Here is a 19,956-nt window from a genome sequence, read left to right as displayed (position 1 = left end):
AGGGATGTCCGAGCCGATCGATGAGAACCGCTGGGCGTACAAGACCGCTGACAGCATGCTGCACACGGGCTCCGAGAGAATGGTCGATCCCGAGGACCTGGTGATGCTCTCCGGCCGCGAACCCACTCCCGCCCGGATCGAGAGGGCCCGCAAGGACCTGGAGGAGCATGGCGCCGCCGCTGTCGAAAGGTACCTGCCCTGAGGCGGGCCTCGACGCCCGAGAACTGCGGCGGATCGTCCCCGGTCTGAGAACGGCCCTGGAACCATCGCCCGTCCACCCGTGGTGCGCGGGCGCGGTCGTGCTCGCCGGGCGGGGCCGGGTCGTCGCGCTGCACGAGGCGATCGGCTGGGCGGTGCGGTACGCGGCCTACGACGCGGCCGCCGACCGGGGTGTGGAGCTGCCCCGGGAGCGGTGGGTGCCGACGCGGCCCGACACGATCTTCGACCTGGCGTCCGTCAGCAAGCTCTTCACGGCCGTCCTCGCCGCCCGGCTCCTGGACCTTGATCGGCCGGCGGCCTCGTACGTGCCGGAGTTCGCCGCCGCGGGCAAGGCGGACATCACCGTGCGGCAGCTGCTCGACCACACCTCCGGCTTCCGGCCCGAACTGCCGTTCTACGACCTTCCCACCGCGCCGGCCCGGCTGCGGCGGCTGTGGGACGAGGAGCCGCTGCACCCGCCGGGCACCGTCCGGGTCTACTCCGACCTGAATCTGATCACCGTCCAGCAGGTATTGGAGCGGGCCACGGGACAGCCGCTGGACGTCCTGGTCGCGGACGGGATCACCGGGCCGCTCGACATGACCGACACGGGGTACGGTCCGCCCGCCGCCCTGCTGCCCCGGATCGCCGCGACCGAGGACCAGCGGCGGCCCTGGGGCAAGCTGGACCGCGGCATGGTGCACGGCGCCGTCCATGACGAGAACGCCTACGCGGCCGGCGGTGTCAGTGGGCACGCGGGCCTCTTCTCCACCGCGTGGGACCTGGCCCTGTTCTGCCGGGCGCTGCTCGACGCCGGCGGCCCCTACCCCGGGTTCGAGACCGACCAGCCGGGCCTGATGGGCGAGCTGGCCGGCCACGGCGCCGTCGGGCACGGCGGTTTCACCGGTACGAGCCTGGTGATCGACCCCGCCACCGACACGTTCCTGGTGCTGCTTTCCAACTCGGTGCACCCCAGCCGGACCTGGCGGGAGGGCGGCGCGCCCCGGGCCGCGGCGGCGACGCGCCTGGCCCGGAGCGTGCTTCCGGAAGGGCCCAAGGCCTGACCCGAGGCCTAGGCCGTGTCTGACACATACCGGCGTCCGCCCGGAGGGCGGGGCCCGGGGCGTCTGGTGCGTGCGATCGCACGGCGGAGGGTCGGCCCTGTACTGGACGTACTGGGGCGGGCCCGACAACTGGGGGCTCCTCCCAGCGGTAGCTGGGGGAGAGCGCGCGTGCCAGGCGTCCCGGGCCAGGCGGGATGTGTCAGACACGGCCTAGCGGAAGATGCCGGTGTGGCCCAGGGAGTAGCGGCCCGGCTGCGGGTAGACGGCCAGGCCGTGGGGGCCCGAGCCGACCGGGATCTTGGCGATCGTGTGGCCGTCGGTGGTGTCGATCGCGTAGACCTCGGAGTTGTAGCGCCCCGACAGCCACAACACCTTGCCGTCCGCCGAGACGCCGCCCATGTCAGGGCTGCCGCCGCCCGGGATCTGCCACTTGCGGGCGAGTTTGCCGGTGGCGAAGTCCAGCACCGACACCGAGCCCTCGCCGCGGTTGGAGATGTACATCGACTTCGAGTCGCGGCTGACGTAGAGGCCGTGGGTGCCCTTGCCGGTGGGCATCAGCCGCGGCTTGGAGAACGTGTCGCCGTTCAGCACCCACATGCCGTCGGCCATCATGTCGGCGACGTACCAGGCGCTGCCGTCGGGGGACATCTTCACGTCCTGCGGCATCGCGCCCTCGAACGGCAGCTTCTGCTGGCCGATCACCTCCATCTTCTCCGTGTCGACCTTGAGCAGCTCGCCGGAGAACTCGCAGGAGACGATGAAGTACCGGCCGTCGGGCGAGAAGTCCGCGTGGTTGACGCCGTAGCAGGAGACCGGGACGGTCTTCCTGACGGCCATGGTGTGCGCGTCGCGGAAGACCAGCTCGCGGTCGAGCGAGGCCATCACCACCGCGTACTTGCCGTCCGGGGTGAAGTACAGGTTGTAGGGGTCGTGCACGTCGACCGTCTTGCCGACCTGGCCGTTGGCCGGGTTGATCGGGGTGAGCGTGTGGCCCCGGTTGTTGTTGACCCACAGCGTCTTGAGGTCCCAGGACGGGACGACGTGCTGCGGCTGCTCGTCGACCGGGAACGTCCTGATGACCTTGTACGTCTTCGGGTCGATCACCGACACCGTGTTGTCGTTGCTGTTCGGCACGTACACCCGGGACGGGAAGTTCCGCACGACGGGCGAGAGCGCGTTGGGGCGGTCCGCCGCGTAGACGTCCTTCGGGTCGAGCACCGGTGGCATGCCCGGCAGGCTCTGGGGCACGACCTTGGACGGCACCGTGCCGGCGGCGGCCTTGCTGGCCGCGGGGGAGGGCGCGTGCTGTTCGGTGCCGCCCTCCCCGCAGCCGGCGATGGCGGTCACCAGGGCGATGGCGGCGGCGAACAGGGCGGCGCGGCGCGCGCGGTACACAGGACGCATCAGGTCAGTAGCTCCGTCGTGGTCACGGCGCGCAGCCCGCGCCGTTTCAGGTCGTCGAGGATCCCGGGCAGTGCGGCGATCGTGCCGGCGTACCCGAAGTGCAGGCTCACCACGGATCCGGGGCCGACGTCCTTGGCCACCTTGGCCCGGACGGCCCCGGTTCCGGGTTGGGTGAAGTCGAGGGAGTCGACGTCGTACGCGAGGACGTGCTCGTATCCCGCCTGCCGGGCGAGGCGTTCGACGAGCGGGGTGGCGAGCCGGGCCTGGGAGGGCCGGAACCAGCGGCCGGGCGAGCCGGTCAGCTTGCGCAGCCGGTCCGCGCAGCCGGTGATCTCGGCGGTCGCGGCGGCGGCGCCCATCGCGCAGATGTCGCCGTGCGTCTGGGTGTGGTTGCCCAGCTCGTGGCCGCCGTCGAGCACCCGGCGGGCGATGTGCGGGTACTCGTCCAGCCACCCGCCGACGGCCAGCACCGTCAGCCGCGCCCCGGCCCGCTCCGCCTCGGTCAGCAGGGCGGTGGCGATGGCCGGTTCGCCCCGGCCGTGGAAGGTGAGGGCGACCTGGGGACGGTCTCTGGGCCCGTGCTCGATCTGCGCGGGCAGCCCGGGGGGTAGCGGCGGCAGTGCCGGCGGCACGGGACGGGTGGAGACGGGCGGGTGCGCGGGCGGCGCCTTGCTGGCCGCGGGGCCGGGAGAGGCCCCGGCGGTGGGGGGCCGGCCGTCCGCGCATCCGGTGAGCAGGGCTCCGGTGGCGGCGACCTGCAGCACGGTACGGCGGGTCATGGACATTGAGGACCACTTTAGGGTGCAATGCCCGATCTTTTGATGTTATTGGGGCGGCGCGGCGCGTGCTGGACTCGGCTGACATGATGTGGTCCCGCGGTCCGCGGGCGACAGAGACATGTCATGGGGATGAACGACGTGGGGGGCTACGTGCTGGACACGACGGCAGTGCGGGAGGCCGGTTTCGGCGCCGCGCTGCGAGAACTGCGCACCGCGCAGAAGTCGGCGAAGGGGGTGTCGCTGTACTCGCGCTACGTCAACCGGCCCTTCGGGCGGGTGCTCGCGGCGGCGGCCTACCGGGTCGGATTGACACCCAATCAGGTGACACTGGTCAGCGCGGCCTTCACCTACGGTGCCATCGCGGCGGTGGCGCTGGTGCGCCCGTCCTGGACGCTGTCGGTCGCGGTCTACCTCGCGCTGGTGATCGGCTTCGCCTTCGACTCGGCCGACGGCCAGCTGGCGCGGCTGCTGCGCCGCGGCAGCCCGGCGGGGGAGTGGCTGGACCACGTGGTGGACTGCGGGAAGATCACCGGCGTACACGTCGCGGTGCTGATCTCCTTCTACCGTTTCTTCGACCTGCCCAGTGAGCGCTGGCTGCTGCTGCCGCTCGGCTTCCAGTTCGCCGCGGTGCTCATCTATGTCGGCGGGCTGCTGACCGAGAAACTCAAGCCGAAGGCCGCGCCCGGATCCGTGCCCGCCGCCCCGTCGCGGATCCGGGCCGTCGGCCTGCTGCCCGTCGACTACGGGGTCTTCTGCGTGGTCTTCCTGGTGCTGGGCGGCGGGCGCGCTTTCCTGTACGCCTACGCCGCCCTGGGCGCGGTGTACGCGCTGTTCCTGGTCGCGTTCCTGGTGAAGTGGTTCCGCGAGCTGAAGGCCGTGGGCGCGCCGGCCTGACCGGCGAGAGCATTAGGCCGTGTCTGGCACATACCGGCGTCCGCCCGGAGGGCGGGGCCCGGGGCGCCAGGCGTCCCGGGCCAGGCGGGATGTGTCAGACACGGCCTAGCCGCGCAGCTCGACGCCCTCCGGCGCGGCGGGTTCGGTCAGCACGTCCAGTGCCCGGCGCAGCTGGGTGCTGGACGTGTGCACGGTGTACGGGAAGTACACGACCTCGACGCCGACCGCGGCGAAGTCGCGCTCCAGGCGGGCGCCCTTCTCGGTGCCGCGCCAGTCGTCGCCCTTGAAGATGACGTCGAAGCGCACCTGCTGCCAGGTCTCCACCTTGTCGGGGACGGTCTCGACGAAGGCGGCGTCCACGAAGCGCACACTTCGGACGATCTCCAGCCGTTCGATCAGCGGGACCATGGGCCTGCGGCCCTTGGCCAGTTCGGCCATCTCGTCGGAGACGACCCCCGCGACGAGGTAGTCGCACTGGCTTCGGGCGTGCCTGAGGATGTTGAGATGCCCCACGTGGAAGAGGTCGTAGACCCCTGGCGCGTAGCCGACACGGTGTGCCACGAAACGACCCCCCAGCCGTACTGCCCCGCCCGGTGCTGCCCCCGGCGGTAGTGAGTCTCCGACGATAGTCGGACGTCGCAGATACTAAGCGACGATTTGCGAAACAAAGACCGGCTGGAATCGTCAACATGTAGTAGCGGTGAACAGTTAGGGTGGACGCTTGGCTACTTCTGGGGGGAAGGGGGCGTGTTGTGTCAGCTCTTGACACCTTTCGCCACAAACGGCTGTTCTTGGTTTCAACCAATTACGCGCCAGAACACACCGGTATCGGACCGTACGCCACGCAGATCGCCGAACACTGGGCTGCGGGCGGAGCCGAAGTGGCGGTGCTCGCCGGCATGCCGCATTACCCCGCCTGGGAGACCGACCCCGCGTACCGGGGGGTCTGGCGCACCGAGGAGGAGCGCGGCGGGGTGGCGGTGCACCGTCGCCGGCACACCGTGCCACCCCGGCAGACCGCCGTGCGCCGCGCCCTGTTCGAGGCGTCGGTGCTCGCCCACGGCCTGCTCGCACCCCCGCGCGTCCGGCCCGACGTGGTCGTCGCGCAGCTTCCCAGCCTGGCCGGCGGCGTCATCGGGGCGCGTACCGCCCGGCGGTACGGCGTCCCCTTCATCCCCATCGTGCAGGACCTGATGGGCGCCGCCGCCCAGCAGAGCGGCATCAGCGGCGGGGACCGGGCGGCGGCCGCCGCGAGCGCCGTCGAGGCGTACGTGCTCAAGCGCGCCACGCTGGTCGGCGTCATCCACGAGAGCTTCACCGACAAGGTGGCCGCGCTCGGCGTACCGCCGGAACGCATCCGCGTGGTTCCCAACTGGTCGCACGTGGCGCGGCCCTCCCGGGCCCGGACCGAGATGCGCGCCCGGCTGGGCTGGCGGGAGGGCCAGACCGTGGTCCTGCACTCCGGCAACATGGGGCTCAAGCAGGGCCTGGAGGTGCTGGTCGAGACCGCCAGGCTGGACCCGGCCGTCCGCGTCGTCCTGATGGGGGACGGCAACCAGCGCGAGCAGCTGCGCGCGCTGGCCGGCGGGATGCCCAACCTGGAGTTCATGGCGCCGGTCGACGACGCGGACTTCCCCGACGTCCTCGCCGCAGCCGACGTCCTCGCCGTCACCCAGCGGGCGTCCGTCCTGGACATGAGCATCCCCTCGAAGCTCACCTCGTACTTCGCCACCGGGCGGCCCGTGGTCGCCTCGGTGGCCGCCGAGGGCGGCACGGCCGAGGAGGTGCTGCGCTCCGGCGCGGGCGTCCTGGTGGCGCCCGAGGACCCGCACGCGCTGCTGAAGGCGGTGCTGGCACTCGCCGAGGACCCGGAGTCGGCGGACGAGCTGGGGTCCAACGGACCGCGCTACGCCGACGCGCACCTCAGCCGCGCCGCCGGCCTGAACCGCATCGACGCCCTCGTCGCCGAGGTACTCGACACCTCCTCGCCGGCCCCGTCGGCGCCACCAGTACGATTCGCCGAAACGGCGCCGGTCGCGGAGCCCGCGCATTCGGACACCTGATCAGATGACGAACGCGCATAATGAGCGAGCGCATGGGGAGCGCGCGCCTGAGGGGGTTTCACGCACGTGATCGAGCAGCATGACGAACCGGACCTGTTGCGTGACCAGTTCCGCCAGCTGATCCGCTACCGGACCCTGATCGTGGTCGGTGTGCTGATCGGGCTGCTCGGCGGCGCCGCCCTGGCGCTGTCCGGAGCGGACAAGTACGTCGCGACGAGTGAGATCACCGTCCGGGCCGCGTCCGTGAACCCGTTCGCCACCGGTGCCACCCCCGACAAGGTCCTGAACATGGGCTCGGAGCGGCAGACCGCGGCCAGCGGCGTCGTCGCGGAACGCGCGGCCAAGGCGCTCGGGCAGCCGGAGGCGGCCACCGAGCTGCTGGCCAACCTGCAGGTGACCAACCCCCCGCAGACCACGGCCCTGGACTTCGCCTACACCGGCCGCAGCCCGCGGGAAGCGGCGGCGCGGGCCAACGCCCTGACCCAGGCCTACCTGGACAACCGGCAGCAGCAGACCGCGTCCAGCATCGAGATCATGGTCAACGGCTACAAGACCCAGCTGGAACCGCTGGTGAAGCAGTCGGAGAACCTGCGCAAACTGATCGAGCGGCAGAAGGACGCGTCCAGCGTCGCCACCAACACCAACGCGCAGACCAACCTGCTGAGCCGGATCTCCGAGCTCAATGGCAAGGTCAGCGAGCTGAAGGCCCTCGACACGACCTCGGGCAACGTGATCCGCACGGCCGTCCCGCCGACCTCGCCCGCCGGGCTCGGCCTGCCGCTGGCCCTCGGCCTCGGCCTGGCCGTCGGTATCGCCATCGGCCTGCTCGCCGCCTGGGTGCGGCTGGTCTTCGACCCGGCGGCGCGCTCCGACAGCGACGTGGTGCGCGCCCTGCGCGCCCCCGTCCTGGGGACGCTGCCGCGGGTCCGCGACGGCCGGGAGCCGGGTCCGCTGCTCGTCCTGGGCAACACCGAGAGCCGGATCGCCGAGGCGTACCGCTCGGTGGCCTTCCGGCTCGCCTACGACCAGCGGTTCGCCGACCGCCGACGGCTGCTGGTGGTCGCGCCGCGCGGCTCCAGTGAGACCGCCACCGCCGTCTCGGTCAACCTGGCCGCCTCCTTCGCCGAGACCGGCATGGAGGTGCTGCTCATCGAGGCCGACCTGCGCACCCCGACGCTGGCCGAGCGGCTGCGCTCCGGCGACGGCTCCCGTCCCGCCTGGGCGCGCACGCCCGCGGTGGGCGAGGGCGGCTGGCCGGCCGGCCACCAGATCACCGTCGACGCCGGTGAGTCGGGCTCCTTCGACCTGGTCCCGGGCCGCCGGGTCCGCAACGTCGCCCGCGCCCTGACCTCGGTCCCGGCCACCCGGCTCATCTCCGAGGCCGACGCCCCGAAATCCGCGGTCATCGTCCACGCGCCCGCCGTGCTGGCCTACGCCGACGCCCTGGCACTCGTCGACCGGGTGGACGGCGTCCTGGTGGTCTGCGACCCGCGTGAGGTGCACCGGGCCGACCTGGAGCGGGTCCGCGAACTCATCAGCGGCGCCGGCGGCACCGTGCTCGGCGCGGTCCTGCACACGACGGTCAAGAGCGGTCTCACGCTGCCGTGGCGACGCGCGGAGGACCGTACGGCACCGCTCTCGGTCGTAGACGCCGAGGCCGCCCCCGCGCGCGGCGCCGGAGCGGAGCTGCTGGAAGCCATCGTCCCGGAGCCCGAACGGTCGACCGTCTCATGAGCACCGCCGCAGCGGGACCGGGGGAGTGAACGGGTGCGAGTCCCGGGGGCGAAAGCCGCCATAGCCTGTTCCGTCGCCGACCAGGGGGTCTCGGCGCTCACCAACATCCTGGTGCTGGTGGTCGCCGCACGGTTGTCCAGCGCCGCCGGATTCGCCGTCTTCTCCATGGTCTACATGGTCTTCACCATCCTGCTCGGCGTCGGCGTCAGCTACGTCGGCCAGGCCCTGGTGCTGGTGCGCGGTGAGGACCGGGTGATCCGTGCCGCCTGCCGGTCCGCCGCGGTCTTCACCGCCGTCGCGTCCACCGCCATCGGGTTCACCGCCGCGGCCGTGCTGGCCTTCGTGCCCGGCGACACCGCCGCCGCGCTCGCCGTGCTCGGGCTCATCCTGCCCATCGCGCTGACCCAGGACGGCATCCGGTACTGCTTCTCGGCGCTGCGGCTGCCGCACTACGCGCTCACCGCCGACCTCGTCCGGCTCGCCTTCGCACTGCCCGCGCTGGCCGTGCAGCCGCACGGGGCGGGCCCGGCCCGGCTGGTGGCCGTCTGGGGCCTGTCGGCACTGCCCGCGCTGCTCACCGCCATCGCCCTGCTCGCCCCGCTGCTGCGCGGCCTCCCCACCGACCTGCGCACGTACGTGCGCCGCGGCCACCTCGGGCAGCGCTTCGTCGTCGAGTTCGGCGTCGGCAACGGATCCAGCCAGCTGGCCATCCTCGGCCTCGGGCTGTTCGCCACCCCGCTGGCAGTCGGCGCGCTGCGCGGCGCGACCACCCTTTTCGGACCGCTGAACGTGCTGTTCAACGCCTCCTCGGCCTTCGGGCCGCCGCTGCTGCACCGGACGGAGAGCGTCCGCGGCCAGGTCCGCGCCACCGCCGTGCTCGCCGCCGTGCTGGCCACCGTCGCCGCGAGCTGGGCCACCGTCCTCTATCTGCTGCCGGACCGGATCGGCAGACAACTCCTCGGGGAGACCTGGCCGAACGCGGCCCACCTGCTGCCGGCCAGCGGCAGCCAGTACACCGCGATGGCGGTCGGCACCTGCGGCCTGCTGACCCTGCGGGTGCTGCGCCCGCGCACCACCCTGCCGATCCAGGTGGTCTTCTCCCTGGCGGCGGTGGTGTTCATGCTCGCCGGCTACGCGCTGGGCGGCGGCGTCCTCGGCGCGGCCTGGGGCCTGTGCCTCGGCTCCGTCGCGAAGGCGGTCGCCACCTGGCTGCGGATCGGCTCCGTCAGCGCCTCGGCGGCGTCAGCGCAGCAGCTTGCGCGGGTCGGTGCGGAAGGACGTGACCAGCGCCAGGCACAGCACGGCGATCCCGATCCGGCCGGAGGCCTGGAGAAGTGAACCGCGCAGCAGGATGAAGGAGTAGCCGGCGATCAGCGGCACGATGATGGCCGTCATGTCGCCCGGCCGCCCGCCGTCCGCGGTGCGCAGCGCGTACCGCCGGTCACCGCGCGCCGCCAGGTAGCCGATCCCCAGGAAGCCGCCGGTCATGCCGAGCGGCCCGAAGTCCAGCCACAGTTCGGACCACAGCGGTGAGGACAGGTTGGTGTTCTTGTTGCCCATCCACTCGCCGAGCATGATGCCGGTGTCCAGCGCCTTGTCGGGCCACGCGGAGCGGGGCACGTAGAAGAAGACCGCGCCGGCGAGCTGGTGGCCGTAGGTGTGGCCGGCCCCGGAGTGCACCTCGGTGATCGCGTTGGCGAACATCACCGTCTGGTCGTAGTCCTTGCGCGCCAGGGGTTCGAGGACCGAGTTGGTCTCCATGGGCTTGTAGTCGGCGGCGTCGTAGCGGAACCGGTCCATGAACGGGAAGACCAGCAGGGCCGCCACGACGCCCAGCGCCAGCGCGGAGCGGTACATCACGGGGCTGCGCGGGAAGGCGGTGAACAGGATGGAGAACAGCACCGTCAGGAACCAGAACCGGGCGTTGGAGATCGGGTTGTTGACGACGAGGTTCAGCCCGGCGGTGGCGATCCACAGCAGGATCGGCAGCGGCCGCCGGCGCGCGATGCGCGAGGTCACCAGCCAGCGGGTGAGGAAGAGCAGAGCCAGCAGCGCGGGCACCGTCCCGAAGCCGCGCAGCGTGGCGGAGCCCGCGTGCGAACCGGCGGTGGCCACCCCGGTCTCGGCCAGGGTGTCGCTGATCTCCTGGCGGCTGCTGAACAGCACCGCGGGGCCGCCGAGTTTCATGACGTAGTAGCCGCTGGCCACGAACGCCAGCGCCACCAGCAGGTACAGCCGGCGCGGGCTCACCGAGGCCGCCGGACGCTCCTTGCGGCCGGTGCGCACCGGGCGGTGCCGGGCCAGCAGGACGCCGACGTCGAAGGCCACGCAGCCGACGAGAGTCAGCGCCAGGGCCGCGGACAGATCGCTGCGCGGGCCGACCAGCGGGGTCGGGACGCGCCCCAGGACGAGCTGGGCGAGCGAGGCGACGCCCATCGCCGCGTAGACGAAGAGCCAGAACGAGCCCTGGATGAGCCGCCGGCGGCGGGTGGTGAGGATCATCGACGCGAGCCGCGCCCCGGCGTAGCAGGTCAGCGCGATCTGCAGCCAGTACGCCTCGTCGCGGACGCCCGCGCCCGGCTGGAGGGCCACGGTGGCGGGCAGGAACACGACCAGGCCGAGCACCAGCGGCACGGCCAGCGCGCGGGACAGCACGGCGCGCGGCGACACCGCGGGCACCTCGGGCCGCCGCCCCGTGCGCGTCCCGGCCATCCGTACGTCAACCGCCATGGCTGCAGCCCCCCATTCCCCGCGACCCGTTCAGCGTCGCACGTCCGCGTACACCTTTTGCAGGTGGTCCACGATCGCGTCGATGGTGAAGGACTCCTGGATCAGCCGCCGGGCGGCGACGGAGGCCGCCGCGTGCACCGCCGGGTCGAGCAGTTCCAGGATCGCACCGGCGATCCGGGCGCCGTTCTCCGGCCCGGTCTCCTCGCGGCTGTCGACGAGCCGGCCCGCGCCGGCCGCCTCGATGTCGGGGGCCAGTCCGCAGGTCCTGGTGACGACCACGGGCGTGCCGACCGACATCGCCTCGGCCGCGGACAGCGAGAACGACTCCTGGATGGACGGGATGACGTAGACGTCCGCCCGCCGCAGGTGCGCGTACACCTCGGTCCTGTCGAGGGCGCCGACGTACTCCACGGACCCCTCGACCCCCAGCGCGCGGGCTCGGGCCAGGGTCGCCTCGAGGCCACCCGTGTCGGGTCCCGCGAGCACGAAGCGCGCCTGCGGAAACCTGGCGAGGACGCCGGGGACGGCCTCGACGAAGTCCTCGGGCCGCTTGGCGGGGTGCACCCGGGCCAGGTACAGCACAGTGGGCGGGCCGCCGTGCGCGGAGGCCCGCAGTTCCGGCAGGTACTCGCCCTGCGGCTGCACCCCGTTGGGCAGCCGGACGGTGTTGGTCAGCTCGACCGGTTCCACCACGGCGTTGACGTTGCGGCGCTCGGTCTCGGTCAGGCAGAGCACCGCCTGGGCCCGCCGCAGCACCCGCCGGACGCCGAACGCGTCGGAGATCTTGGCGGGGAGCCGCTCGGTCGGGTCGATCATCCCGTGCGTCTGCAGGACCAGCGGCCGGCCGCACTGCAGGGCGGCGAGGGCGATCGGCAGGGTGACGAGGTCCCGCATGAGGTGCACGTGCACGACGTCCGCCGACTTCACCAGCCGGCGGGCCCCTGCCAGCAGCGACGGGGAGGTGATCCCCGCGACGCCGAACCGCCGGATGAGGTGCCGGGCCTGGAACAGGTGGGCCGGCACCCCTTCGACCTCGTCCGGCAGGGGCCCGTCGAACTCGTCGCCGAGGGTGACCAGCCGGGCGTCCACCCCGCGCTCGCGCAGCCCGCGCGAGAGGCTGAGCGCCACCCGTGTCGGTCCGCCGAAGGCGTGGCTGGGCGTGTGGAGGGTGACGACGTGCAGGACCCGCATCCGCCGATCACTTCCCCTTCGGGAGCCACACGGCGCAACCCGTGCTGGAGAAGCCGCGCGCGCCCGCCGGGACGGTGACCTGGGCCTTGCCGCCGGAGACGGCCTTGCCGTCGGCGCCGGTGAGCTTCCAGGAGCAGGTCTTGGTCGGGGTCGGCGCGTGATAGGTGCCGGCGATGATGACGCTGCCGGCCTTCGGCTTGCTCCCGACGGTGAACGTGCCGTCGACGAAGCCGTGCTCCGCCGCCGCGAGGACCGGCTTCTGCTCGGGGCACAGCGCGGGGACGGCGTCGTGCGCGCCCGTGATCTGGCCGAGCAGGATGCCGCTCGCCGCCGCGTCGGGGTCCCGCTTGGCGATGAACGTGATCTTGTCGCAGGACTCCTGGCCGACCTCGAGCACGGCCGCGGGGTCTGATCCCTTGGGCACCCGGCCGGTCAGGTACTGCTTCTGCTGCCTGGTGAAGGAGCCCGTCTTCGGTTTCAGCTCCGCCGCCGGGACGGTGGGTCCCGGAGTCGTCGGAGCGGCCGTGGCGGTGGGGTTCTGGTCGAGACCCCCGGAGGCGGGGGCCGAGGCGGTCGGGCCGGTCGCCGCGGGCGGGGCGGCCTTGGTGTCGTCGTGGCCGCTGCTCGAGCAGCCGGTCAGGAGCACCACCGCCGCCGCCGTCGAGATGACGGCGGCGGCGGTGACCCGGATCGGGTGGATCATCCGGTGAGCCCCAGGGTGTGGTGCTGGGCGATCTGCGCGGGGGTCAGAACGCTCGGGTAGATCGCGGTCTCGTCGATGGAGCCCGCGAAGTAGTTGCTCGTGGGCTGGCTCGGCCAGCCGTTGAGCTGGTCGCCGCCGACGTGCCAGTAGCCGGTGTAGTCCTGGCTGGTGGTGTTGAAGATGTTGGAGGAGACCAGGTTCCCGTCGACGTACAGCCGCATGCCGTTGGAGCCCTGGGTGCCGACCACGTGGTGCCACTGGCCGTCGTTCAGGCCGGTGCCGCTGGCGATGGTGCGGGTGCCGTTGACGTAGGCGCCGAAGATCAGCTGACCGTTGTTGGTCATGTAGATGTGCTTGTCGTAGTTGGAGCTGAGCCGGCCGTTGGTGTTGCTGCCGAAGCCGACGAGCTTCCCGCCCTGCGTGGAGGTGGTCTTGAACCAGGTCTCGACGCTGTACGAGTCCGGGCGCGAGTAGGAGCGGTCGCTGTACGAGTACTGGCTGGTGCCGTTGTACGTGACGGCCGTGCTGCTGCCCTGGACCGCGGCGGGGACGACCCGGCGGGTCGAGTAGCCGACGTTGTCACCGGCGGCCTGGTTGCCCGAGGCGTCCGCGAGGTAGCCGGCCGTCTCGTCGTAGCGCCAGTACAGGCTCGCGCCGTCGGCGATGACCTTCGCGGGGTACGACTCGGCGGTGGCCGCGGCGACGGTCGTCGCGTTGGCCGACTTGGCGCTGACGTTGGTGCCGTCGCTCGCCGACACCCGGTAGGTGTACGACGTGCCCGCCACCACGTTGGTGTCGGTGAAGGTGAGCTGCGGCCGCACCCACGGGAGGGAGGAGGCGCTGACGGTGTAGACCGGGGTGGCACCGTTGTTCCGGTACACGTTGTAGGTCAGGTCACCGTCGTCCAGGTCGAGGCTGGTCTGCCAGCGGACCTGGACCTTGCCGGGCTCCACGCTCGACGCCACGACCTGCGGGATGCTGGGCGCCCCGGTGTCGGGTCCGTTCGAGAAGCGCGTCAGGCCCTGCTGGCCCTTGAGGTTGGTGGTGGTGAAACCGCCGCCGGCCCAGAGGTAGTCCTTACCGCCGCCGGAGGCGACGATCAGGACGCGCGGGCCGACCAGCTCGCCGAGACCGTCGTTGGTGTCGGGGAACCAGGGCAGCAGCTTCGGGCTGTCGACCGACTCCGCCAGCAGGTGCTTGCGGGTGCCGTCCGGGTATTCGCCCATGGTCGAGCAGTCGTGCGCGTGCGAGCCGCTGTACAGGACCGACTGGTAGAGCGCCAGGTTCTGGGTGGCGCCCAGGCAGGTGTCCCGCCAGCGCTGGTTCCAGTCGCTGTAGTTGAAGGCGGTACGGCCGTCGAAGACCCCGCCGCCGGTGCCCTCGTTGGCGACGTAGAAGCCGGTGGCGTCGGTGACGATGTCCTTGACGACCGACGTGTTGTCGAAGAAGCCGTTCGGGTAGTTCTTGGTGACGGCCCCGGTGGTCGCGTCGACCACCGCGAGCGCGTGCGAGTTCGCGCCGTTCACGGTGTAGAAGTCACCGCCGACGATCACGTGGGTGCCGTCGGCAGCCACCTCGACGGCGCGCGCCGTCTCGTCGGTGTCGGCCGTCCACGGCTTCAGGGCGCCCGCGGTGGTGACCGCGGCCAGGTGGCCGCGGGTCTGGCCCTCGACGGACTGGAAGTCCCCGCCGAGGTAGACGGTGTCCGCGGTCGCCGTCAGCGCGCGCACGGTGGCGGGCACGTTGACGTGGAAGTCGTTGCGCGGGGTGCAGGTGGCGATGTCGATCGCCGCCAGGTTGCTCACCCCGACGCCGTTGACGGATCCGAACGAACCGCCCGCGTACAGCGTCTTGTGGTCCGGCGAGACGGTCAGCGCGCGGACCGTCTCCGTGCCGCCGGTGAAGGACAGGTTGCACCCGGTGGGCGCGCCCGTCGTGGTGTCGAACGCGGCGAAGTTCACCGCGGGCTGCTCGTTCACCCCGGCGGCTGAGCCGGGTGGCCGGATGGCCGAGAACGTACCCCCGGCGAAGACCACTCCGTCCGCCTGGGCGAAGGCCCAGACGATTCCGTTGGTCTGCCAGGTCGAGAGGTCGTCCGCCGTGATGGCGACCGGCGGCGTCAGCGCCGTCGCGGAGTGCGTCGTCAGCACTCCCAGTGTCGCGGCCGCCAACGCGGTGGCAACCGAGAACACCCCCAATTTACGCATGTTGTAGCCCCCCAAGGCCCTTGCTGTTCACCTATGGCTCGAACGAGTCACCGGTGCAGGGCAGAGTAGGGCGCCCGGAGGGCCCCAGTCTGCATTTTTGGACGAGATTTATCGATCTATGCGCACAGTTGCGCCTGCCAACTGATCGGAAACGTGCTGAATGTCGGCATCCACCATGATTCGAGCCAGTTCTTCCACCTTGACCGATGCTTCCCAGCCAAGGAGGTCGCGGGCCTTGCTCGCGTCCCCGATGAGTGCGTCGACCTCACTGGGCCGCTCGTACTTGGGGTCGTAGCGAACGTATTCGGCCCAGTCCAGTCCGGCATGGGCGAAGGCGGTCTCCACGAACTGCCGCACCGTAGCAGGCTCACCGGTGGCGACCACATAGTCCTCCGGTTCGTCGCGCTGCAGCATCCGCCACATCGCGTCCACGTACTCCGGCGCGTAGCCCCAAGTCGCGGACCGCGTCGAGGTTGCCGAGGTAGAGCCGGTCCTGCAGGCCCGCCTGGATCCGGGCGACCGCGCGGGTGATCTTCCGGGTGACGAAGGTCTCGCCGCGGCGCGGGGACTCGTGGTTGAACAGGATCCCGTTGACCGCGAACATCCCGTAGGCCTCGCGGTAGTTCACCGTGGACCAGTAGCCGAAGACCTTGGCGCAGCCGTAGGGGCTGCGCGGGTGGAACGGCGTGGCCTCGTTCTGCGGCGGCGGCGCGGCGCCGAACATCTCCGAGGACGAGGCCTGGTAGACGCGGGTGCTGATGCCGCTCGCGCGGACCGCCTCCAGCAGGCGCAGCGCGCCCAGTCCGGTCACGTCGCCGGTGTAGAGCGGCGCGTCGAAGGAGACCCGGACGTGCGACTGCGCGCCCAGGTTGTACACCTCGTCCGGCTGCAGGTCGCGCAGCAGGTTCACCAGGGCCACGCCGTCCGACAGGTCGGCGTGGTGCAGCACGAGGGAACGATTCGCCTCCTGCGGGCCCTGGTAGATGTGGTCGATCCGCTCGGTGTTGAAGCTGGACGAGCGGCGCACGAGACCGTGCACCGTGTAGCCCTTGGCGAGCAGCAGTTCGGCCAGGTACGAGCCGTCCTGGCCGGTGACGCCGGTGATGAGTGCGCTCTTGCTCACGCGGTCCCCCCTTAGGGATCCGGATATTTGCTGTTTCGTACGGAAAGCGGGACTCAGACCCGAACGGGTGATGTCGCAGGGCATAATCCGATGTCATGAAGGCTACGAGGGAACTGCTCCCGCCCAGCGCCAGGATCTTCGTCGCGGGACACCGCGGACTCGTCGGCTCGGCGGTCGTCCGCCGGCTCACCGCCGACGGCCACCAGGTGATCACCCGCGGCCGGGACGGGCTGGACCTGCGCGATGCCGCGCGGACCGCGGAGTTCCTGGCCGAGGTCCGGCCCGACGCCGTCGTGCTCGCCGCCGCCAAGGTCGGCGGGATCATGGCCAACAGCACCTATCCGGTGCAGTTCATCGAGGACAACCTGCGGATCCAGCTGAGTGTCATCGCCGGCTCGCACGCGGCGGGGGTCGGCCGGCTGCTCTTCCTCGGCTCGTCCTGCATCTACCCCAAGCTCGCCCCGCAGCCGATCCGCGAGGACGCGCTGCTCACCGGTCCGCTGGAGCCGACCAACGAGCCGTACGCGCTCGCCAAGATCGCCGGCATCGTGCAGATCCAGTCCTACCGGCGGCAGTACGGCGCCTCGTACATCTCGGCGATGCCGACCAATCTCTACGGCCCCGGCGACAACTTCGACCTGGAGACCTCGCACGTCCTGCCGGCCCTGATCCGCCGCTTCCACGAGGCGAAGCGGGACGGGCGCGACAGCGTCGAGCTCTGGGGCAGCGGCTCCCCGCGCCGCGAGTTCCTGCACGTGGACGATCTCGCCGCCGCCTGCGCGCTGCTGCTGCGCAGCTACGACGGCGACGAGCCCGTCAACGTCGGCTGCGGCGACGACCTGACGATCCGCGAACTCGCGGAGACCGTCAGGGACGTCGTCGGCTACGAGGGTGCCATCGGCTGGGACACGACCAAGCCCGATGGCACCCCGCGCAAACTGCTGGACGTGTCCCGGCTGACGGATCTCGGCTGGAAGCCGACGATCGCGCTGCGGGACGGCATCGCCTCGGTGTACGCCGGGTGGCAGTCCGAGGCGTGAGGGGTCGGCGGGTGGAGGAGCGGGGAGCACCGGTCTAATACGCTCCTCGTCCGTCGACCACGGCACGGAGCGTGCGGGCCATCACGTCGACGTCACTGGTGAACGACCAGTTGTCGACGTACTGCAGATCGAGCGCGACCGTTTCGTCCCAGGACAGGTCGGAACGGCCGCTGACCTGCCAGAGTCCGGTGATACCCGGCTTGACGGCGAGCCGGCGCAGCTCGATCTCGTCGTAGCGGGCCACCTCGTCCGGCAGCGGCGGGCGCGGCCCGACCAGGGACATCTCCCCGCGGAGCACGTTGACCAACTGCGGCAGCTCGTCGAGTGAGCAGCGGCGCAGCAGCCGGCCGACGGTGGTGACCCGGGGGTCGCGGCGCATCTTGAACATCAGGCCGTCGTTCTCGTTGGCCGTCGTCAGTTCGGCCTTGCGGGCCTCGGCGTCGACGACCATGGTGCGGAACTTCCACATGGTGAAGGGCGCGCAGTTCTGGCCGTGCCGGATCTGCTTGTGGAAGGCCGGACCCGGCGACCCGAGCCGGATCGCCGCGGCGACCAGGCCGAACAGCGGTGCCAGCACCAGCAGCCCGGCGGCGGCGCCGGCCCGGTCCATGGCCGACTTGAGCTTGATCTGGACACCGCGCCGGGTCGGCGGGGTGATGTGGAGCATCGCCAGTCCTGCGGGCGCGGCGAGCTGGACGCGGCGCATGGCCACGTCCACCAGTCCCGGCAGGACCGCCAGCGGCAGTCCCGCGTCGTGCAGCGCCCAGGACAAACGTTTCAGCCGCTCTCCGGCCATCCGCGGTCCCGGTGCCACCAGCACGAGTTCGGCGTGGTGGTCCCGGGCGGCGCCCAGCACCAGGGCGGAGTCGCCGCTCGGGGCGCTGGGCATCACGGAGCCCAGCCGGGCGCTGACCGGGGCGCCGCATTCGAGGTTGGCGTTCCCGAGCGGGACGACACCGACGACGACGTAGGCGTGGTCGGTGCGCTTGGCCAGGTGCGCGACGACGTGGTCGGCGGCGCTCGGCTCGCCGATCACCAGGACCCGGCGCACCGCGTGCGCCTCACGACGGGTCGCCGCGAGGTGCCGGTGCGTCATCTTGCGGCAGGAAGCCGTCAGGAGCAGTCCGGGCGCGAGCCCGAGCAGCGCCAGTGACGGCTCGGATATCTCGCCGACGGCGGTCCGCGCGACGGCCAGCACTCCGAGCAGGATCAGCCAGTCGTAGAGGACCGGCAAGGCCGCCCGGGACTCGCCCAGGGACCACGCGGCATAGCGGTGCCGTCCCGCCTGCACGCACAGCCAGGCCACCGAGGCCACCACCGCGCACGCCCATGGGTACGGCTGGCGGGTCGCCTGGAAGACGAGCGCCACGGGCAGTGCGATACCCACCAGGTCGACGGCGAGCGCCACCGGCAGGTACCACGTCGGTTTGTCACTGAGTCCGCGCGGAGCCCTGCTCCGCACGTGTTTCGGTCCGTGTTCGATCAGACCACTGGGTACTTCGACACGCCGCATGGACCCCCCTGGCACATCGCGACAGATTAGGCGCGGGTGCCACTTCCCCAAGCAGCAGTGCGCCGTGATAAACCGGAACGGTAGGCCAAAAGAGTGGTCATCCGCTTCGGTTTACGTATATTCGAGCCGTTGTTGTGTCCAAGTTAATAGCTCTCCTGCACAACATGGCCATACGGAGTATGGCGGGCGTCCACCCCGTGGTCGCGAGCGGGGGTCGAGCCGGCCGCGAAGGTACCGTGCCGGTGCCGGAGCGCATGCGGAGGGTGAGCGTCCGGGGCCCCCCTGGCGGCGCACCTTACAGTTGTCGCTTGTGTCCACCATGCAAGCCCCCGATGACCTGCGCGCCGCGCTGAACGGCCTCCTCGACGGCCTGCCGCCGACCAGGGCGGCCCAGGCGGTCGACCGGCTGATCGCCGCGTACCGAGGCGCGACGCCGACCGACGCCCCGATCCTGCGGGACGCCTCCGACGTCGCCGCGTACGCCGCGTACCGGATGCCCGCCACCTACGCCGCCTTCCGCTCCGCCCTCGCGGAGTTCCAGGCGCGGGCGGGCGCGTGGGCCCCGGCCACCCACCTGGACGTCGGCGGCGGCACCGGAGCGGCGACCTGGGCGGTCGCCGACGCCTGGCGGCAGGACGCCCACGCCAGCACCGTCCTCGACTGGTCGGAAGCCGCGCTCACCCTCGGCCGCGAGCTGGCCGCCGGCGCCGACTCCGCGGCGGTACGGGACGCCGAGTGGCGCCGGGCGCCGCTGGGCGGCGCCGTACGGCTCCCCGAGTCCGACCTGGTCACCGTCTCGTACGTGCTCGGCGAACTGGACGCCGCCGCCCGCGTCTCCGTCGTCGCCGAGGCCGCCCGGGCGGCACTGGGCGCCGTGGTGATCGTCGAGCCCGGCACCCCGGACGGCTACGCGCGGGTCATCGCCGCCCGCGACCAACTGCTCGGCGCCGGGTACACCGTGCTGGCCCCCTGCCCGCACGACCTGGCGTGCCCGATGGAGGGCACCGACTGGTGCCACTTCGCGGCCCGGGTGAACCGCTCCTCGCTGCACCGCCAGATCAAGGGCGGCTCACTGCCGTACGAGGACGAGAAGTTCAGCTACGTCGCGGCCGCCCGCTTCCCGGCCGAGCCCGCCGCCGGGCGTGTCGTGCGGCACCCGCAGATCCGCAAGGGCCAGGTGCTGCTCGACCTGTGCACGCGGGACGACGGACTCTCCCGCGGCATCATCACCAAGAAGCGGCACGGCGACCTCTACCGGGCCGCCCGCGACGCCGACTGGGGCGACACCTGGCCGCCGCCCGCGGAGTCCTGAG

15 protein-coding genes and 2 pseudogenes are annotated in these 19,956 nt (G+C 71.7%); 8 read left to right on the top strand and 9 right to left on the bottom strand.

Annotation, left to right across the window (positions count from 1 at the left end; genetic code table 11):
• Positions 1-4: 4 nt before the first annotated feature.
• Complete coding sequence (locus M2266_RS10360; RefSeq protein ID WP_277437919.1) at positions 5-202, top strand: hypothetical protein; 198 nt, start codon at positions 5-7, stop codon at positions 200-202.
• Positions 168-1,238: pseudogene (locus M2266_RS10355) on the top strand (serine hydrolase domain-containing protein); the annotation flags it as partial. The gene M2266_RS10360 and the pseudogene M2266_RS10355, both read left to right, overlap by 35 nt.
• A 234-nt stretch (positions 1,239-1,472) precedes the next feature.
• Here M2266_RS10355 and M2266_RS10350 read toward each other — a convergent pair.
• Entirely contained in the window at positions 1,473-2,666 is a 1,194-nt protein-coding gene (locus M2266_RS10350) for a YncE family protein (protein ID WP_277437918.1), read from the bottom strand.
• Positions 2,666-3,451, bottom strand: a complete 786-nt coding sequence (locus M2266_RS10345; protein WP_277437917.1) for a polysaccharide deacetylase family protein — start codon at positions 3,449-3,451, stop codon at positions 2,666-2,668. Before M2266_RS10345 ends, M2266_RS10350 begins: the two co-directional genes overlap by 1 nt.
• Before the next feature lie 198 nt (positions 3,452-3,649).
• Here M2266_RS10345 and M2266_RS10340 point away from each other — a divergent pair, with 198 nt between their 5' ends.
• Entirely contained in the window at positions 3,650-4,339 is a 690-nt protein-coding gene (locus M2266_RS10340) for a CDP-alcohol phosphatidyltransferase family protein (RefSeq protein ID WP_277441143.1), read from the top strand.
• 105 nt (positions 4,340-4,444) lie between these two features.
• Here the strand turns inward: M2266_RS10340 and M2266_RS10335 are convergent, their stop codons facing one another.
• A complete protein-coding gene (locus M2266_RS10335; RefSeq protein WP_277437916.1) occupies positions 4,445-4,900 on the bottom strand; it encodes an adenylyltransferase/cytidyltransferase family protein in 456 nt (151 codons plus the stop codon).
• A gap of 230 nt (positions 4,901-5,130) precedes the next feature.
• Between M2266_RS10335 and M2266_RS10330 the strand changes: the two genes are divergently transcribed.
• The 3 genes from M2266_RS10330 to M2266_RS10320 all read left to right on the top strand — a co-directional run bounded on the left by M2266_RS10330 (position 5,131) and on the right by M2266_RS10320 (position 9,474).
• Complete coding sequence (locus M2266_RS10330; RefSeq protein WP_277437915.1) at positions 5,131-6,402, top strand: glycosyltransferase family 4 protein; 1,272 nt, start codon at positions 5,131-5,133, stop codon at positions 6,400-6,402.
• 66 nt (positions 6,403-6,468) lie between these two features.
• Positions 6,469-8,136, top strand: coding sequence for a lipopolysaccharide biosynthesis protein (locus M2266_RS10325; protein WP_277437914.1), 1,668 nt, complete (start codon positions 6,469-6,471; stop codon positions 8,134-8,136).
• 33 nt (positions 8,137-8,169) lie between these two features.
• The gene (locus tag M2266_RS10320) at positions 8,170-9,474 is read left to right on the top strand and encodes a hypothetical protein (RefSeq protein WP_277437913.1); all 1,305 of its coding nucleotides are present in this window, start codon (positions 8,170-8,172) and stop codon (positions 9,472-9,474) included.
• On the opposite strand, the gene M2266_RS10315 is transcribed toward M2266_RS10320, so the two are convergent.
• The 5 genes and pseudogenes from M2266_RS10315 to gmd form a co-directional block, all read right to left on the bottom strand.
• Positions 9,379-10,848 (bottom strand): O-antigen polymerase, encoded by a 1,470-nt coding sequence (locus tag M2266_RS10315; protein ID WP_277441142.1) that lies wholly within the window; start codon positions 10,846-10,848, stop codon positions 9,379-9,381. The two genes, M2266_RS10320 and M2266_RS10315, sit on opposite strands and share 96 nt — an antisense overlap.
• Before the next feature lie 48 nt (positions 10,849-10,896).
• A complete protein-coding gene (locus M2266_RS10310) occupies positions 10,897-12,057 on the bottom strand; it encodes a glycosyltransferase (protein WP_277437912.1) in 1,161 nt (386 codons plus the stop codon).
• Between the two features lie 7 nt (positions 12,058-12,064).
• On the bottom strand, positions 12,065-12,760 hold the full coding sequence (locus M2266_RS10305) for a hypothetical protein (RefSeq protein WP_277437911.1): 696 nt from the start codon (positions 12,758-12,760) through the stop codon (positions 12,065-12,067).
• Positions 12,757-14,967, bottom strand: a complete 2,211-nt coding sequence (locus M2266_RS10300; RefSeq protein WP_277437910.1) for a LamG-like jellyroll fold domain-containing protein — start codon at positions 14,965-14,967, stop codon at positions 12,757-12,759. The genes M2266_RS10305 and M2266_RS10300 overlap by 4 nt, the downstream gene beginning before the upstream one ends.
• Before the next feature lie 108 nt (positions 14,968-15,075).
• Positions 15,076-16,090: pseudogene (gmd, locus tag M2266_RS10295) on the bottom strand (GDP-mannose 4,6-dehydratase).
• 95 nt (positions 16,091-16,185) lie between these two features.
• On the opposite strand from gmd, the gene M2266_RS10290 reads away from it, so the two are divergent.
• Positions 16,186-17,130, top strand: coding sequence for a GDP-L-fucose synthase (locus tag M2266_RS10290; RefSeq protein WP_277437909.1), 945 nt, complete (start codon positions 16,186-16,188; stop codon positions 17,128-17,130).
• A 34-nt stretch (positions 17,131-17,164) separates the two neighbouring features.
• Here the strand turns inward: M2266_RS10290 and M2266_RS10285 are convergent, their stop codons facing one another.
• Positions 17,165-18,643 (bottom strand): sugar transferase, encoded by a 1,479-nt coding sequence (locus M2266_RS10285; protein WP_277437908.1) that lies wholly within the window; start codon positions 18,641-18,643, stop codon positions 17,165-17,167.
• A 319-nt stretch (positions 18,644-18,962) separates the two neighbouring features.
• On the opposite strand from M2266_RS10285, the gene M2266_RS10280 reads away from it, so the two are divergent.
• Positions 18,963-19,955 carry a small ribosomal subunit Rsm22 family protein gene (locus M2266_RS10280; protein ID WP_277441141.1) on the top strand — a complete coding sequence of 331 codons (993 nt, stop codon included), beginning with the start codon at positions 18,963-18,965 and terminating at the stop codon, positions 19,953-19,955.
• Position 19,956: the final 1 nt, after the last annotated feature.

This window comes from Streptomyces sp. SPB162, assembly GCF_029504575.1.
GTDB lineage: Bacteria > Actinomycetota > Actinomycetes > Streptomycetales > Streptomycetaceae > Actinacidiphila.
The sequence above is the reverse complement of the archived record's forward strand: the minus strand, read 5'-3'. Positions and strand labels throughout refer to the sequence as shown.

Bases quoted from the DNA above. Each gene is read 5' to 3' on its own strand.
- M2266_RS10305 (WP_277437911.1), bottom strand. From the start codon at position 12,760: ATGATCCACCCGATCCGGGTCACCGCCGCCGCCGTCATCTCGACGGCG.
- M2266_RS10315 (WP_277441142.1), bottom strand. From the start codon at position 10,848: ATGGCCGGGACGCGCACGGGGCGGCGGCCCGAGGTGCCCGCGGTGTCG.
- M2266_RS10350 (WP_277437918.1), bottom strand. From the start codon at position 2,666: ATGCGTCCTGTGTACCGCGCGCGCCGCGCCGCCCTGTTCGCCGCCGCC.
- M2266_RS10285 (WP_277437908.1), bottom strand. From the start codon at position 18,643: ATGCGGCGTGTCGAAGTACCCAGTGGTCTGATCGAACACGGACCGAAA.
- M2266_RS10310 (WP_277437912.1), bottom strand. From the start codon at position 12,057: ATGCGGGTCCTGCACGTCGTCACCCTCCACACGCCCAGCCACGCCTTC.
- M2266_RS10280 (WP_277441141.1), top strand. From the start codon at position 18,963: ATGCAAGCCCCCGATGACCTGCGCGCCGCGCTGAACGGCCTCCTCGAC.
- M2266_RS10360 (WP_277437919.1), top strand. From the start codon at position 5: ATGTCCGAGCCGATCGATGAGAACCGCTGGGCGTACAAGACCGCTGAC.
- M2266_RS10300 (WP_277437910.1), bottom strand. From the start codon at position 14,967: ATGCGTAAATTGGGGGTGTTCTCGGTTGCCACCGCGTTGGCGGCCGCG.
- M2266_RS10290 (WP_277437909.1), top strand. From the start codon at position 16,186: ATGAAGGCTACGAGGGAACTGCTCCCGCCCAGCGCCAGGATCTTCGTC.
- M2266_RS10345 (WP_277437917.1), bottom strand. From the start codon at position 3,451: ATGTCCATGACCCGCCGTACCGTGCTGCAGGTCGCCGCCACCGGAGCC.